At 72.3% G+C, this 15373-nt stretch carries 13 protein-coding genes; 7 read left to right on the top strand and 6 right to left on the bottom strand.

From position 1 onward, the window contains the following. The first annotated feature begins 8 nt into the window (after positions 1–8). Positions 9–944: a hypothetical protein gene (locus tag ACVMYR_RS29860; protein ID WP_457123388.1), complete on the top strand. Its 936-nt coding sequence runs from the start codon at positions 9–11 to the stop codon at positions 942–944. On the opposite strand, the gene ACVMYR_RS29855 is transcribed toward ACVMYR_RS29860, so the two are convergent. Next, the gene (locus ACVMYR_RS29855) at positions 878–1315 is read right to left on the bottom strand and encodes a MerR family transcriptional regulator (RefSeq protein WP_077937668.1); all 438 of its coding nucleotides are present in this window, start codon (positions 1313–1315) and stop codon (positions 878–880) included. The genes ACVMYR_RS29860 and ACVMYR_RS29855 overlap by 67 nt on opposite strands. Before the next feature lie 64 nt (positions 1316–1379). Here ACVMYR_RS29855 and ACVMYR_RS29850 point away from each other — a divergent pair, with 64 nt between their 5' ends. Then, entirely contained in the window at positions 1380–2588 is a 1209-nt protein-coding gene (locus ACVMYR_RS29850) for an MFS transporter (RefSeq protein ID WP_077937669.1), read from the top strand. Between the two features lie 94 nt (positions 2589–2682). Here ACVMYR_RS29850 and ACVMYR_RS29845 read toward each other — a convergent pair whose 3' ends face one another. Next, positions 2683–3342 carry a response regulator transcription factor gene (locus tag ACVMYR_RS29845; RefSeq protein ID WP_228987010.1) on the bottom strand — a complete coding sequence of 220 codons (660 nt, stop codon included), beginning with the start codon at positions 3340–3342 and terminating at the stop codon, positions 2683–2685. Between the two features lie 1369 nt (positions 3343–4711). Further along, a complete protein-coding gene (locus ACVMYR_RS29840) occupies positions 4712–6118 on the bottom strand; it encodes an aminotransferase-like domain-containing protein (RefSeq protein ID WP_077937671.1) in 1407 nt (468 codons plus the stop codon). 58 nt (positions 6119–6176) lie between these two features. Between ACVMYR_RS29840 and ACVMYR_RS29835 the strand changes: the two genes are divergently transcribed. Then, positions 6177–7103 (top strand): DMT family transporter, encoded by a 927-nt coding sequence (locus ACVMYR_RS29835; RefSeq protein ID WP_457123387.1) that lies wholly within the window; start codon positions 6177–6179, stop codon positions 7101–7103. Here the strand turns inward: ACVMYR_RS29835 and ACVMYR_RS29830 are convergent. Continuing rightward, the gene (locus ACVMYR_RS29830; protein ID WP_077937672.1) at positions 7100–8659 is read right to left on the bottom strand and encodes a pectate lyase family protein; all 1560 of its coding nucleotides are present in this window, start codon (positions 8657–8659) and stop codon (positions 7100–7102) included. The genes ACVMYR_RS29835 and ACVMYR_RS29830 overlap by 4 nt on opposite strands. Positions 8660–9132: 473 nt before the next feature. Here ACVMYR_RS29830 and ACVMYR_RS29825 point away from each other — a divergent pair, with 473 nt between their 5' ends. Beyond that, on the top strand, positions 9133–10077 hold the full coding sequence (locus tag ACVMYR_RS29825) for an ion transporter (protein WP_457123386.1): 945 nt from the start codon (positions 9133–9135) through the stop codon (positions 10075–10077). A 76-nt stretch (positions 10078–10153) separates the two neighbouring features. Here the strand turns inward: ACVMYR_RS29825 and ACVMYR_RS29820 are convergent, their stop codons facing one another. Continuing rightward, positions 10154–11170 carry a DUF1996 domain-containing protein gene (locus ACVMYR_RS29820; RefSeq protein WP_077937676.1) on the bottom strand — a complete coding sequence of 339 codons (1017 nt, stop codon included), beginning with the start codon at positions 11168–11170 and terminating at the stop codon, positions 10154–10156. A gap of 321 nt (positions 11171–11491) precedes the next feature. Between ACVMYR_RS29820 and ACVMYR_RS29815 the strand changes: the two genes are divergently transcribed. The 3 genes from ACVMYR_RS29815 to ACVMYR_RS29805 all read left to right on the top strand — a co-directional run bounded on the left by ACVMYR_RS29815 (position 11492) and on the right by ACVMYR_RS29805 (position 14183). After that, the gene (locus ACVMYR_RS29815) at positions 11492–11791 is read left to right on the top strand and encodes a hypothetical protein (protein WP_043963300.1); all 300 of its coding nucleotides are present in this window, start codon (positions 11492–11494) and stop codon (positions 11789–11791) included. Then, positions 11791–13449, top strand: coding sequence for an amidase (locus tag ACVMYR_RS29810; RefSeq protein WP_431896945.1), 1659 nt, complete (start codon positions 11791–11793; stop codon positions 13447–13449). The genes ACVMYR_RS29815 and ACVMYR_RS29810 overlap by 1 nt, the downstream gene beginning before the upstream one ends. A 152-nt stretch (positions 13450–13601) precedes the next feature. Next, a complete protein-coding gene (locus ACVMYR_RS29805) occupies positions 13602–14183 on the top strand; it encodes an NADPH-dependent FMN reductase (protein ID WP_198956559.1) in 582 nt (193 codons plus the stop codon). Positions 14184–14303: 120 nt separating this feature from the next. On the opposite strand, the gene ACVMYR_RS29800 is transcribed toward ACVMYR_RS29805, so the two are convergent. Next, positions 14304–15233, bottom strand: coding sequence for a diacylglycerol/lipid kinase family protein (locus ACVMYR_RS29800; RefSeq protein ID WP_353898281.1), 930 nt, complete (start codon positions 15231–15233; stop codon positions 14304–14306). Positions 15234–15373: the final 140 nt, after the last annotated feature.

The following is a 15373-nucleotide window of genomic DNA, read 5'->3' as shown; positions in this document are numbered from 1 at the left end:
GGCTCTGCATGTCCATTCTGTTCGAGTGTGAGTACCGGGGGCAGCGCTACGCGGGAGTCGGCCTGCCGGCGCCCGGCGTGCCGATCCCGCTGCACCCGGTGTCCAACGCGCAGTTGCGTGAGGCCGTCCTGGCCGACGGTGGCCCGCAGGCGCTGCTGCGGTCGGTGACCTCCAGCGCCGCCACGATCACCGTCCCCGCCGACGATCCGGAGCTGCACTACCTGCCGCCGCTGCTGCCGGGCACCTCCGGCGACTCGCTGATCACCGGGTTCATGGGAACCCACCGGTCCAAGTTCCCCGAACCGCCGGCGCCGGACGAGGAGTTCCGGGCACCGAACTGGCTGATCAAGGGCAACGGATCGTGGCTGGAGACCAACGGCCGTCCGCTGACGGTGCCGGCCTCGGCGGTGGCGCTGCTGGAGGAACCCGAGGTCGCCCTCGTCTTCGTCAACGGCCAGGACGGCACTCCGCACTATGCCGGTTACACCTTCGCCAACGACCTCAACGACATCGGGCTGCACCTGCAGAATCCCTGGGGTTGGACGCCGTACGCCAAGCTGTGCGACACCTCGATGACACCGTGGCTGTTCCTCGGCGCACCGCCGCAGGCGGTCGCCGGGCAGATCATCATCGAACGCGACGGCGTCGCGGCCTGGAAGGGCGACTTCACCTGCGGTGCGGATGCCATCTTCCAGCGCGTCACGGACATGGTGGACCACCTGTTCGCCTTCCCCGGACTCCGCCGTCCGGGGCTGGTGAACTACCTGCTGCTGGGCTCGGACAAGGCCAGCTACCACGCGGGCTTCCGCATCGCCGACGGCGACCGGATCACCTTCGACCTGACCAGCCACGGCGTGGTGCTGTCGAACGAGGTCCGTTACGCTCCCGTGCCCGACACGACGGCCTCGGCCGGCTTCGCCGGCTGGGAGCAGCCGGCCTGCTGAGTCACCTGGACCGTCTCGAGACGGATCGCTTCGAGATAGTTGGAGATGGCGTCCCGGTTGCGCTCCAGGCAACGGATGCGCTCGGTCATCCGGTCCCGCTCTCTCTCCAACAGCGCGATGGTGTCGCTGGTGGCCGCCGAGATCCGGATGGTCCGGGGAGTGTCCGTGCACGGCAGGACCTCCCGGATCACCCGGACCGGCAGCCCGGCGTCCAGCAGCCCCCGGATCTGGATCACCTTGTCCACGCAGGACTCCGCATAGTCCCGGTAGCCGTTGGCGCAGCGGGTGGAGCCGATCAGGCCCTGCTCCTCGTAGTACCGCAGCAGCCGCCGGGAGGTCCCGGTGCGGTCTGCCAGAGACCCGATCCGCATATGGCGCACCTCACTTCAATCGCCCTTGACCATCACATCTATGAGAAGGTTTGAGCATATCGGCATGACGACTTCCCGGACTGTCACCTCGAAACCTATAGCCGCCCCAGCGGCCGGGAACAAACTGCCCTGGTCGCCTCTTCTGGCCCTGAGCACCGCAGCCTTCATGGGCATCCTCACCGAGGCGCTGCCTGCGGGCGTGCTGCCGGAGATGGCCCGCGACCTGTCCGTCAGCGAGTCGGCGGCCGGTCAGATGCTGACCATCTACGCCATCGCGACCGGGGTCTCGGCGATCCCGCTGATCGCGGCGACCTCGGCGTGGGGACGCAAGCAGCTGCTGCTGGTGGCCGTCGCCACCTTCGCGATCGCCAACGTCGTCACCGCAACGTCCTCCAGCTACACCCTGATCATGGCGTTCCGCCTGCTGGCCGGCATCGCCGCAGCGGCGGTCTGGGCCGAGCTGGTGGGATACGCGCGCCGGCTGGCGCCGGCGCACCTGCAGGGCAGGGCCATCTCCGTCACCATGGCCGGCGTGCCGCTGGCCCTGGCGCTGGGCATTCCAGTAGGCACGTTCCTCGGCGGGCTCTTCGGCTGGCGCCTCACCTTCGGGCTGGTGGCCGCGATCTCCGGCCTGCTGTTGTTCTGGATCGGGCTCTCGGTCCCCGCCGCGCCCGGTCAGAAGGCCGGGCAGCGGGAACCGATCCTGCAGGCGCTGAGGCTGCCCGGTGTGGTGGCGGTGCTGTTCACCGTCGCCGCCTACGTGCTGGCCCACAACGTCCTCTACACCTACATCTCCACCTTCCTCGACGAGTACGACATGGGCGGGCGGCGTGACGTCGTCCTGCTGGTGTTCGGCATCGCGTCCGTGGTGAGCATCCTGGTCACCGGCGCCCTGGTCGACCGCAAGCTGCGCACGCTCACCATCGGCTCCGCGGCGCTGTTCGTCATCGCCGCGGTGCTGTTGGCGGTCGCCGCCCGCAGCGACCTCGTGGTCTTCGCGTCGATGATCCTGTGGGGCCTGGGCTGGGGTGGCGTGACCACCCTGTTGCAGACCGCCGTCACGGATGCCGGCGGTGATCGGGGTCAGGCACTGCTGGTGACCACCTGGAACTCGTTCATGGCCGGTGGCGGCGCTGTCGGTGGCATCCTGCTCGCCGTCCTGGGGCCGACCTCGTTCCCCTTCGGCGTGCTGGCTCTGATGATTCCGGTGTTGCTGGTCGTCGTCGTGGCCCGGCGGCATGCCTTCCCGGCTCAACGCCCGAACCTGCACTGAGGCGATCGGCAGCCATGGCCGGGCACGGGCTGTGGACGCGCTGGAGTCCCCGCGCGGCAGGACCGTGCCCGGTCAGCTGGGCGAACAGCCGTGCTCAGCCACGACCGATGCGGTAGCCGACGCCCCGCACCGTGATGATCCAGGACCGGGCCCCGAGCTTGGCACGCAGGCTCCGGACATGGGTGTCGATCGTGCGGCTGGCATCGGCCCAACTCGTTCCCCAGACACTCGCCATCAGTTGCTTGCGGGACAACACCTCGTCCGGATGGGAGGCCAGCTTGTGCAGCAGTTCGAACTCTCTGCCGGTGAGCTTCACCGGCTGGCCCCGCAACCGGGCCTCGTGGCTCTGTCCGTCGAGACTGAGCGAGCCCAGGCTGATGACGCGGTCGCACTGGCGACACGGCAGCGAGCGACGCAGGACTGCCTCGATCCGGGCCAGCATCTCCCGCGGGCCGCAGTCGGCGTCCAGGCAGTCGTCGGCGCCGGCGTTGAGGGCCAGAATCCGGTCGGTCTCGGTGTCACCCGACGACACCGTGATGATGGGTTTGCTGCCGGTGGCCCTGATCGACCGGCAGACCTCGATCCCGTCGATATCCGGCAGGTCGAGGTCCAGCAGGACGAAATCCGATATTCGATGCGCCTGCATGGCTTTGGCGCCGGAGTCGACACTGCTGACCACATATCCCTGCCGGCGCAGATCCTGTCGCCGCGCCTCGGCTTGGACCGCCCGCCCTTCGACGACCAGAACGCGCACTGTTCCCCGTGTCACGACACCCCTCTCTATACCCGTCGTAACTGATCATCACAAGTGATCGCCAAAGCAATAGAATGATAGTGGCGATCATTCTGCCGGTCAACGACTGTCGTGAGTGGACAGTGGAAGCTGTTCGAGGGCTTTCGGCTCCGGCGTTGGGTTCGCCGCTATTGTCATCCGGGTCGGTATCGTGGCGATGGCGCGCAGATAAGTCCAAAGGGGTCGATATGCCTGTTCGTCGGTGGTTGCGACTCGGAAAGGCGATCCGCGATAGGTCGCGCTAATGGGTCAGGTGCGGCTGGTCGAGAGGCAAGTGCGACATAGACGTCAATGATCGTCAAAATGGCCGGAGGTGGCGCGGACCGGTGGCGTGGAGCTCGGTGGTGGAGGGTCCTCCCTGTCGGATCGTGCTACGCAACGTGACATCCTCTGGTGGGGCGGGCGGCGTCGATCAGCCTCTGTGTCGGTGGCGTCGGCGGGCCGGTTGAGGTGGGGCGCCGGGGTAGCTCGGGGTTTTTGTCCGTCTAGGCGAAGCAAATTCGGGTTTTTTGCGGCCTTCTGGTGACCTCTAGAGGGTCCGTAGGCGGGCGTGGGCAATCGTGGAGCCGTGACTGTTCCGCGGTGGGTTGCGGGGGTCGGCGGGCGAGTCTGCCCAGTGGGTGGCGACAATATGTAGTCGGCCGCTGCCGCCCGGGCGGCGTGGTTCGGCTCGTCGTATCTGCCGGGGTCGTCGCTGGTCGCAGGTTCCCAACTGGCTTGGCGCCGAGAAGTTGTTGTGCGTTATATGTGCGGACGCTGCCATTCGACTGCGGACGGTAGCCATTGGGCGGCAGTTGAAGGGTCGGCGGTGAGGTGTCAGTCCGCCCGTCCGGGCGGGTCGACGATGATGTCGAGCGCGTGAACGCCTGGCACGACGCGGTCGACCGACTCTGGAACGGGCGGGGACGCGAAAGGATGTCGGACGGCGCGTTCCTCGACCTGACGACGCTATCGACACCCTACGTCACCTGACCCGCAGAGCATGTATTTCCATCAATGGGAAAGCCACTGTCGCCGGCGGCGGACCTATTGGATACCGGTCGAGCATTCGTGGCTACAGGGAGTTGTAAGGGTTGTTGACGGTCGCGTGGAGAGGGTCGAAAGAGATTGGGCGCACGGCGTTCTCATCGTATTCTCACGAAGCTTCCTGATCATGGTTTGCCGGCCAAGGTGAGGAAGCCTCCGCCGCGGCATCGGAGAAGTGGGCTGGCGAGTAAATAGGCGCGTTTCGCGGCGCTGCGGTGCCAGATCCGTCAGGCCGAGGCCGGCGGGTGATCCGCCGCCGACGGCCACCGCCCTCCGGGACGGGAGGTGGCCTTCGGCGCGCGTGCTACCGGTGGCGACCGAGGCCCGCCAGGGCCCGGGCCAGCCGGCGTACGCCCTCGTCGAGCTGCGCCGCGCCGGCGGCGGCGTAGGTCAGGCGCAGGAACGCGGCCGGCGGCTCGGCGGCGTGCCAGGGCTGCCCGGGGAAGACGACGACCTGTTCGGCGGCCGCGGCGGCGACCAGGTCGGCCTCGCCGACGTGGTCGGGCAGCCGGACCCACAGGTGCAGGCCGCCGCGCGGCACGGCATCGGGCCGCAGGTCGGGCGCGTGCCGGCGCAGCGCCGACAGCAGCGCGTCGCGGCGCTCCCGCAGGGCGGACCGCACGGCGCGGCGGTGCCGGGCCCAGGCCGGCGAGGTGACGAACTCCAGGGCGGCGTGTTGCAGGGGGCCGGCGACGAAGAAGTCGTCGAGGAGGCGGGCGGAGCGCAGCCGCGCCCCGGCCGGTCCACGGGCGCCGAGCGCGGCCACCCGCAGCCCCGGCGCGACCGACTTGGTCAGCGAGCGCAGGTACACGACGTGGCCGTCGACGTCGTCCGTCGCCAGCGGCGGCGGCGGATCGCCGTCGATGCCCAGGTCCCGGGCGTAGTCGTCCTCGAGCAGGAACGCGCCCGCGTCCCGCACGGCGGCCAGCACGGCGGCGCGCCGGTCGGAGCGCAGGACGCCGCCGTGCGGGTTGGCGTACAGCGGCTGGCAGTAGAACAGCCGCGCGCCGGTGCGCCGCAGGGCCGTGGCCAGCAGGTCCGGCCGTACGCCGTCGGCGTCGGCCGGGACGGGCACCACCTGCCGCCCGGCCGCCCGGGCCGCCGCGAGCACGCCGAGATAGGTCGGGGACTCCACCAGCACGGCCTCACCCGGGGCGGTGAGCGCCCGGATCGCGGTGGAGAGCGCGGCCTGCCCGCCCGGGCAGACGGTCATGTCGTCGGCGTGCCACACCCCGCCGCACTCCCGCGCGAACCAGGCCCGCAGCTCCGCGCTGCCGGCCACGGGCCCCCGGTGCCACGCCTCGGGGCGGCGCGCGGCCCGGTTGAGGGCCGCGCCCAGCGCCGCGATGGGTTGCAGCGCGGGGTCGAGATATCCGCCCGACAGCGGGACCGCCCCGGGCGGCGGGACGGCGAGCAACGCCTGCATCGCCTCCTCGCCCGCCGGCCGGGCCCCGAGCGCGACGGCCTGCCAGGACAGGTCCGGTGCGACCGGCGGGCCGCCGGGCGGGTCGACGACGAAGACGCCGCGGCCGGGGACGGCCTCCACCAGCCCCTCGGCCACCAGTCGGCGGGTCGCCCGCGCGACGGTCGCCGGTGACGCGCGGTGCCGGGCGGTCAGCTCCCGCACGGACGGCAGCCGGGTGCCCGCGCCGGCGGCGATCACCCGACGCAGATCTTGGATAACGCGATCGACAGCGTTATCGTCGTTCATGAGAGATGAGAGTAACACTTCCCGCCGTGGTGCGATAACGGGTAGCGCGCTGGGCGCGGTGGGCGTGCTGGCCTTCAGCATGTCCCTGCCCGCCACCCGCGTCGCCGTCGGCGACCTCGACCCGTGGGTGGTGGCCTTCGGGCGCGCCGTCGGCGCCGCCGGCCTGGCCGCGCTCTACCTGTGGGCCCGGCGGGTGCCCTGGCCGTCCGCCGGGCAGTGCCGAAGGCTGCTGGTCGTCGCCGCCGGGGTCGTGGTGGGCTTCCCCCTGTTCACCTCGCTGGCGCTGACCGCCAGCACGGCCGTCCACGGCGCGGTGGTGATCGCGGTCCTGCCGGGCCTCACGGCGGTCTTCGCCGTGCTGCGCGCCCGGGAACGCCCCCCGACGTTGTTCTGGGTCGCCAGCGGTGCGGGCGTCGTCGCGGTGCTGATCTTCACGACGGTCGGCTCGGGCGCGTCCGCCGCCCCGGCGATCGCGGACCTGTTCCTGCTCGCGGCCGTCGTCCTCTGCGCGCTCGGCTACGCGGAGGGCGGCGCGCTGGCGCGGGAGCTCGGCGGGGCGAACACCATCTGCTGGGCGCTCGTGCTGTCGGCGCCCGCCACGGTCGCCATCACCGCCGTCGCCGCCGTGCGTACCCCGCCGCACGCGGGGCCCGTCGCGTGGCTCGGGTTCGCCTACCTCACCGCCGTGTCGATGTTCCTCGGCTTCTTCGCCTGGTACGCGGGCCTGGCCCGGGGCGGCGTCGCCCGGGTCGGCCAGCTCCAGCTCGCCCAGCCCCTGCTCACCCTGGGCTGGTCGGCCCTCCTGCTCGGCGAGGGCGTCACGCCCGCCGCCGTCGCCGCCGCGCTGCTGGTCCTGCTCTGCGTCGCCCTCACCCAGCGCATCCGCGCCGCGCGGGTCGTTCCCCTCGCGGGCGAGAACCGGGGGCCGTCGCACGTGCCGACGGCCCCCGGCCCCGATCCCCGCCGATCAGCGGCGCAGCGCTAGCCGGCGTACGTCTCGAACTCGGCGACCCGCGGCGTGCCGTTCGCGCCGGTGATCTCCAGGTTGATCTTCTTGAGCGAGGTCGGGCTGAAGGACGCGACGCCCACCCCGTTGCTCCCCGAGGCGAGCACGGCGCCGGTGTCGTTGTTGACCAGTCGCCAGGAGCGGATGACGCCGGTGGCGCCGGAGGCCTCGCGGATGTTCACCGAGCCGACCCGGACGGCGGCGTCCCACTTGACCGAGATCCGGCCGGTGGAGCCGGAGGGCGACCAGAAGGTGCTCAGGTTGCCGTCCAGCACGTTGCCGTAGCTGCTGCCGTCGGCCTTGCTGGAGCCGTCGGCGCCGGCCCCGAGGCTGAGGTTCGTGCCGCCCGGGTTGGTCGGGCCCGGCGTCGGGGTGGTCGGCCCGGGGGTCGGGTTGGTCGGCGCGGGCGTGGTCGGTGCCGGGGTCTGCGGCGTGCAGCTGCCGTCGGACACCTGCAGGCCCTTGTTGGCGCCGGCCGTCTGGCGCACCAGGTTGGGCACGCAGCTGGCCCCGTCGAGGCGGTAGGAGTAGGGGATGCTGACGGTGGTGGTGGAGGTCGGGTTCGGCCCCGCCGGGTAGTTCTCGTTGCCGGGGCTGGACCAGGTCACGTTGTCGAAGATGTTGCCGGCGACCTGCCAGGTGCCGCGTTCGTTGGTGTAGAAGGTGCCCAGGACGTCCTTGGAGTCCTTGAAGTAGTTGTTCTCCACCTTGGCCTTGGCGCCGGCCCGCGAGTTGATGCCGGACTCGCGCAGGTTCACGTAGGAGTTGTTGTACATGTGTGCCGTGGCGCCGCGCAGCAGCGGCGCGCGTGAGTCGAGGTTCTCGTACAGGTTGTGGTGGAACGTGATGTAGTTGTTCCCCAGGTCGCTCTCGCTGGAGCCGACCAGGCCGCCCCGGCCCGAGTTGCGCAGGATGCTGTAGGACAGCGTCACGTACTGCACGTTGTCCTTCATGTCGAACAGGCCGTCGAAGCCCTCCGCCTCACCGCCGGAGGCCTCCAGGGTGACGTGGTCGACCCAGACGTTGCGGACGGTGCTCTCCATGCCGATGGCGTCGCCACCGTTGGAGGTGGGCGAGCCCGACTTCTTGACGTTCCGGACGGTCACGTTCTGGATGATGATGTTGCTGGAGTCGCGGATGTGGATGCCGAGCTGGTCGAAGACCGCCCCGCTGCCGACGCCGACGATCGTGACGTTGCTGATCTGCTTGAGCTCGATCAGGCCGGCGTTGGTGTTGCAGCTGTTGCCCGACACCTTGGCGGTGTTGCCGTGGTTGATGGTCCCCTCGACCTGGATGATGATCGGGGTGCTGCTGCTGGCCCGGGTGCACAGCGCCGTGTGGATCGCGGTCCCGGTGGTGGCGCGCACCGTCTGCCCGCCCGCGCCGCCGGTGGTCCCGCCGTTCTGGGTCGCGTAGCCGGTCACGCCGCCGGTCGCCGCCGACGCCTGGGGCGTCGGCAGTGCCACGCAGATCGCGGCCCCGATGACCGTCGCGGCCACCGCCGCGTGGAGTCGCAGTGGGACTGGTCGTCTCATCCTTGCCTCGCCTTCGATGTGTTCCTGGAGGTGGTACGCCCGGCGACTGCCGGAGGCGACGAGGAGGCCCCCGCCCTGGGACGTGGTCTACGGGAGCCCGTCGCCGTCGACATGTCGACGGGCGGCGTGCTGCGTCTTCGTCATGGCGTCCACCCTCGTTCCGGTGCGTCGGCGTCCGGTACGGGACCCGCCCGCGACGGACCGGTGGAGGTGGCAACATGCGCAGGAGATCGCACCGGACCGCGGCGATGATCGCCGCCGACCGACCGGACCCGCGTCGCCTGGAAAGCGCTTTCCGACACCGAGAATAGGGATCGGTGAATGGGTATGGCAAGGACGTGTCCGCTTTGTGCGGTAAAGCCCTCGGTGCGCGCCGCCACCACAACGCCTATCGTCGAACGTGGACACGTCGTGTCACCGGGCGACCACGATCGGCCAAGATCGCGTCGGGGTCGGCCCGGTAGGGTGGGGGGATGCTCGATGCGCCTCCGCCGGTGGCCGGCGGGGGGTCGTCGTCCAGAGGGGGCGGCGCGTCCGGCGGGCGTCCGGCGGCGGGACGGGGCGCGGCGGGGTTGGCCGGGCGGTGCGCACGGGTCACCCGGTCCCGGCCCTTCGAGATCGCCATCGTCGTGCTCATCCTGGCCAACGGGGCGGTGCTCGGCGTCGAGACGTACCCGCACCTGGGGTCGGCGCGGCCGGTGCTGCGCGGCCTGGAGTGGGCCTTCCGGCTCGCCTTCGTCGCCGAGATCGGCGTGCGGGTGCTGGCCTACGGCCGTCGGCCGCAGGACTTCTTCCGCCACGGCTGGAACGTCTTCGACTTCCTGGTGACCGCTGCGATCTTCGTGCCCGGCCTGCACGGTGACTCCGCGTTGCTGCGCGTCGTCCGGGTCGCCCGCATGCTGCGGCTGGTGCGCTTCTCGCCGGGCCTGCGCACGATCGTGGCGGCGTTGTGGCGCAGCCTGCCGGGCGTCGCCGGCTTCCTCGCGCTCGCCGGCGTGACGCTCTACGTGTACGGCATGGCCGGCTGGCTGATCTTCGGCCGTTCCCAGCCGGAGGAGTACGGCGACATCGGACGGTCGCTGCTGACCCTGTTCGTGCTGCTGTCGCTGGAGACCCTGCCCGACCTCGTGGCGCAGGGCATGGCCCTGTCGCCGTGGACGCTGGTCTACTACGTCAGCTACGTGATGATCACCGTCAACCTGCTGCTCAACATCCTGATCGCGGTCATCGTCAACTCCATGGAGGAGGCCCGCCGGCTGGAGATGACCGAGCGGCTGGCCCCGGACTACGACGCCGACGGCGACGGCGTGCCCGACGAGGTGGACCGGATCGCGCTCACCCAGCGGCTCGACGACCTGCGGGCCGTCATCGCCGAACTGGAGCGGGAGCTGCGCATCGACCGCGACGACAGGGCGTAGGACCTGTGGGGCCGGCGGGCGACGACGCGGCGGCGCGCGCCGGCCGGTGGGTCGACGCGCGCCGCCGCCGGGAGCGTCACTGCTGGATCGGCTGCCCGTCGTTGCCGCAGATGTAGCCGTCGACGATGCAGGTCTTCACCCGCCGGGCGAGCTCCGCCTCGTCCCAGGCGTTGAAGAAGTCGCCGTGGAACGTGTAGCCGGGGGCGGTGGTCACGTTGGCTCCGTTGCGGATGCCGGCCAGGCTGAGCCCGGTGCCCCGCACGTCGTACGTGATGAGGAACTCCAGCCGGGGCACGGGCACCGGGTGGCTGGCCGGGCAGGTGCCGCCCACGCCGCCCAGGCCGAACGCCATGTGGCTCTTGTGGTCGGGGCTGTCCAGGTTCTTCCCGTCCCAGCAGGTCGGGAAGTCCAGGTACGTCTCCAGCTTGGACCCGGCCGGGCAGACCGGGAAGTCGCCGCTGGCGGCCGGGATGCCGACGCAGTTCCACCGGGCGGCGGGGTTCTCGCCCGCGCTGGTGGCAAGCGGGTTGCCCACCACGATCCGCAGGCCCTGGGGGTGGGGCTTGACGTTCGCCCGGTCGGTGAGGCCCTGGTAGTAGATCCGGACGCTCTGCGGCTTCTGCGCCACGCCGTTCTGGTAGAGCGTCGGCACCCAGTACGCGGACTTGTCGGCCACCGGGTTGCAGGTCGTCCCGCCGGCCCGCAGCGAGGCCAGGTCGGTGTACGCGTTGGTCGTGGTGTTGCCGAAGAACTCGTGCGTGTGCGAGGCGCCCGGGCGGCCCCACATGACGATCGGGTCGTCGTTGGCCCGGCCCTTGCTCGGGCAGTCGGCCCGGAACTCGGAGCCGCGCACCGGCGCGAGCTGGAGTTCCAGGGCGGCGGCCTCCTGCTCGGGGCTGAGCGCGTACGCGTGACCGGCGTGGCTGCCGGCGGCGGCCGGACCGCCGGTCGCCGCCCGCGCGTCGACGGCGTCCCGGTCGGCCAGTACCCCGCCCGCGACCAGGGTCAGCAGCGCCACGGTCAGCGCGCCGACGCGGCGCAGGGGCGGGCGGGGGATCGGGCCGGCGTCTCGGCGCCCTCGGATGAACCGCATGCTTCCTCCTCGCCCGGCGCACCGGGCACCGGCCCGGGATCGCCGGGCCGTAGACGGGACGGATGGGAGAGCGCTCTCTGCGTCATTGATAACCGAACGCAGTAATGCCTGTCAATCTGAGTGACGACGCGGCAGGTCCACTCCGGACGGTCCGGCCCCGGGGCGGCCCGGCGGGCGGGCGGGGCGGGACGGCCGGCGACCGCGCAGGTCAGAGGGCATAGACCCGCGTGGGTTCACCGCGTCGAGATCAACTCGACACGCCGGCGACACGGCCCGGTCCGACAGTGGGCGCATCATCTCCCACCCCAGGAGGAGCACCCCTTGGCGCCAACCCCACCGACCGACGCCGAACTGGACGTCCTCATCCGCGCCCGGCTCGCGTCCCTCGGCATCGACCTCGACCAGCTCCCGCCCGGCACCACCGCCGACCCCCAGACCGGTTCCCCCGGCCGCGACACCGTGCTGGCGTCCCTGCGGTCCTTCGTCCGTGGCACCGTCGGCACGCTCGCCGCGTACCAGCTGCCCGCCCCGGCCGGCACCGACCCCGTCGTCGCCATGGCGCTGTCCCAGCAGCCCGCGCCGATGCTCTACCCCTCGATCAGCACGGAATGGCGGAAGTGATGACCGCAGCCCCCGTCGACCGTGGCGTCGACCGCCGAGCCTTCCTCGCCCGCACCGCCGCCCTGGCCGCCGCGTCGGCGGTCGGCGGCGCCGTCGGGCTGCCCGCCGTGGCCTCGGCGGCCGGTCCGGCCCGAACACCCCTGCTCACGGCCGCGAAGTGGAACCCGGCGCTGGACGTGCCCAACGCCTACGTCAAGCCCCGCCCGGAGGCCGTGGCCGACCCCACCGAACTCACCGTCGCCGAGGCGGCCTGGCTGATCCGCGCCGGCAAGCTGACCCCCGCCAAGCTGGTCGAGGCGTACCTGGCCCGCATCTCCACGTACGACGGCACGTACCAGGCGTTCAACCTGGTGCTCGCCGAGGCGGCGGCCAAGGCGGCGGCCGCCCTGGCGAAGAAGCCCCGGCGCGGCGCCCTGCACGGCATCCCCTTGGCGATCAAGGACAACTACTACACCGCCGGGGTGCCCACCACCGCCAACTCCTACCTGTTCGCCGACTTCCGGCCGCCGTACGACGCCACGGCCGTGTCCCGGCTGCTCGCCGGCGGGGCGATCGTGCTCGGCAAGACCCAGATGGGGCCGCTGGCCACCACCCGGGCCACCACCCCTAGCGGGGTGGTCACCACCGTCAACGCGTGGACCCCGACCGACAGTCGCACCGACCCCGGCGGCTCGTCCACCGGCACCGCCACCGCCGTCGCCGGGCGGCTCGCCGCCTCCGGCACCGGCACCCAGACCGGCGGCTCGATCACCGCGCCGTCCAACGCGCAGAACCTCACCGGCCTCAAGCCGACGATGGGCCGGGTCTCGCTGCACGGCATCATCCCGCTCAGCTACACCCGCGACCACCCCGGCCCGCTGGCCCGCGACGCCAAGGACGCGGCCATCATGCTCACCGCGATGGCCGGCGAGGACCCCGCCGACCCGCGAACGCAGGGCCTGCCCGGGGTGCCGAAGCTGATCGACGCGGCCACCCCGGCGTACTCCGGCGGCAAGCTGAAGCTGCGCTGGAAGACCCGCATCGGCGTGCTGCCGGGCTTCACCGCCGGCACCACCGAGACGGCGGCGGCGCGGGCCGCGTACCTGGCGAAGCTCGCCGCGATCCCCGGCGCGACCGTGGTGGACGTGCCGCTGCCCGACGAGTGGGACCTGCTCACCGGCGGCGCGTTCAACAACGTCCGGCTGCCCGAGCGCAGCGAGCCGTTCATGCCGTACCTGCGCACCGACCTGCGCGGTTTCGGCGTGTCGGTGACGGGCTGGCTGCAGGGCGCGCTGCTGGGCGCCGACGAGTTCATCACCGGCCAGCGGGCCAAGCTGCTGCTCATGGAGCGGGTGCTCGACCAGCTCTTCGCCTCCTGCGACGTGGTGGTGCAGACCAGCCCGGTGCCGTTCGACATCCTCGGCCTGCCGGAGATCGCCTTCCCGATCGGGTTCACCGCCGCGGGCGTGCCGATCGGCACCATCCTCGGCGGCCTGCCGTACGGCGAGGACCGGCTGTTGTCGGTGGCGGCGGCGTACCAGGCGGTCACCGACTGGCACCGGCGGCGTCCCGCCGACCCGCCGGCGGCCCCGGCCGCCGCGGCGCGCGGCCTGGCGTCGCCCGTGGCCCCCGCCGCCCTGCGGCTGACCGCCGAGGAGGTCGCCGAGCTGGCCCAGTGAACCCCGTCGTCGCCGGCCCGCCGCCTCCGGGCGGGCCGGCGACGACGGCAGGCGACCCCCTGGCGTCCGAATTGACCTCAACCCTGGTTGAAGTCATACGGTCGGCGGGTGGCCGTCGATGGGACGGCCCATCGTCCCATCTGGAGGATGCGTTGTCCGAGTCCCCGTACCGGCTGGCCGTCATCGTCGGGAGCGTCCGCGACGGCCGCTTCGGCCCCGTCGTGGCGAACTGGTTCTGCCGCCAGGCGAGCCAGCGCGCCGACCTCGTCGTCGACCTGATCGACCTCGCCCACGTCCCGGCGGCGCTCGGCGGCGCGCCGGGTGCCGCCGCCCCCGACGAACCGCGGGCGCCCTTCGCGGAGCGGATCGCGGCGGCCGACGCCGTCGTGGTGGTGACGCCGGAATACAACCACAGCTACCCGGGGCCGCTGAAGGCCGCGATCGACTCGGTGGGCGCGCAGTGGCACGCCAAGCCCGTCGGCTTCGTCTCGTACGGCGGCATCTCCGGCGGCCTGCGGGCGGTGGAACCCCTGCGGGTGGTCTTCGCCGAACTGCACACCGTCACCATCCGCGAGACGGTCAGCTTCGCCGGCGCCCACGCCTGCTTCGACGCGGCCGGTGAGCCGGTCGACGCCGGCCCGGTCAACCGCGCCGCCACCGCCATGCTCGACCAGCTCGGCTGGTGGGCCGAGGCGCTGCGCGCGGCTCGGGCGGCCCGACCGTACGGGTCCTGACCCCGGTCGGTGGCGCGCCCCGTCCGGCGCGCCGCCGGCCGGCTGCCCGCGGGTCCCCCGGCCGTGAGAAGGGAACCCTTCTCTACCGTCTGCGTTAACAGGGGGCCCTTCCTTGCACCGTCAGCGGTCGAGGGCGTCGGCGGGGGCCATCACCCGCAGCGCGTTGGCGGCCAGCCCGATCCGGATCGGGGTCTGGCCGCACAGCTCGCCGTCCACCTCGACCCGCGCCGGTCGGTCGGTCTCCAGCCACAGCTCGCCGACGGCGAGGAACGACGTCTCGGCGAGGGTGCGCCGGGCCCCCGTGGCGGCGTTGCGGGCGGTGTCCCGCAGCAGGCCGCGCCGGGTCGGCCCGCCGACCGGGTACGCCACCAGGAGCCGGTCGTCGGCGTCGGTGTCGGCGGTGATCGGCCGGCCGGCGTGGAACCCGCCGTTGGCCACGTACAACTGGTGGGTGTGGAACTCGTGCGTCGCGTCCCCGGCCCGCACGGTGGCCCGCAGTGCCCGGTGCCGGGCCAGCAGCGCCAGCGCGGTCGCCGGGTACGCGAGGCGGCCGGTGACCCGCTTGAGCGCGGGCGGCGTGCGCAGCATGATGTCGGCCGACATCCCCACCCCGACGTGGTTGGCGAACGGCACGTCCCCGGCCAGCCCCAGGTCGACGTCGATCACCTTGCCGTCGGCGAGGACCGCCACCGCGGAGGCCAGGTCCAGCGGGAGGCCGAGGGTGCGGGCGAAGTTGTTGGTGGTGCCCAGCGGCAGCAGGCCCAGCGCCACGTCGCGGTGCGCGAGCAGCCGGGCCGCGGCGCTCTGCGTGCCGTCGCCGCCGCCCGCGACGAGCAGGTCGGGCCCGAGCGCCAGGGCGTCGTCGAGGCTGCGCTCCAGCTCGCCGGGGCGGTCGGCCGGGTACGCCCCGAGCAGCTCGAAGCCCGCGCGGGTCAGCAGGGCCCGGGCGTGCTCGTAGAGGCGGCGACCCCGGCGCGAGCGGGCGTTGACCACCAGCGCCGCCCGCCGGTCGCGCCGGATGGCCGCGCCCAACTCCTGCTTCGTCCGCATGGCTGCCGACCCTATCTCCGCCGGCCGGGGGTTCCGGCGGCCGGCTGCCGGGTGGCGCGGGAACGGCCGACAGCCGGTGAAGGATCGGCGAACAGTGGCGCGCGGGGCAGCGGGCGAGACGGTGAAGACGGTAGATACGT

This window comes from Micromonospora sp. PTRAS2 (assembly GCF_054052245.1).
Note: the sequence above shows the minus strand (reverse complement) of the source record. Positions and strands in the feature narration are given on the sequence as shown.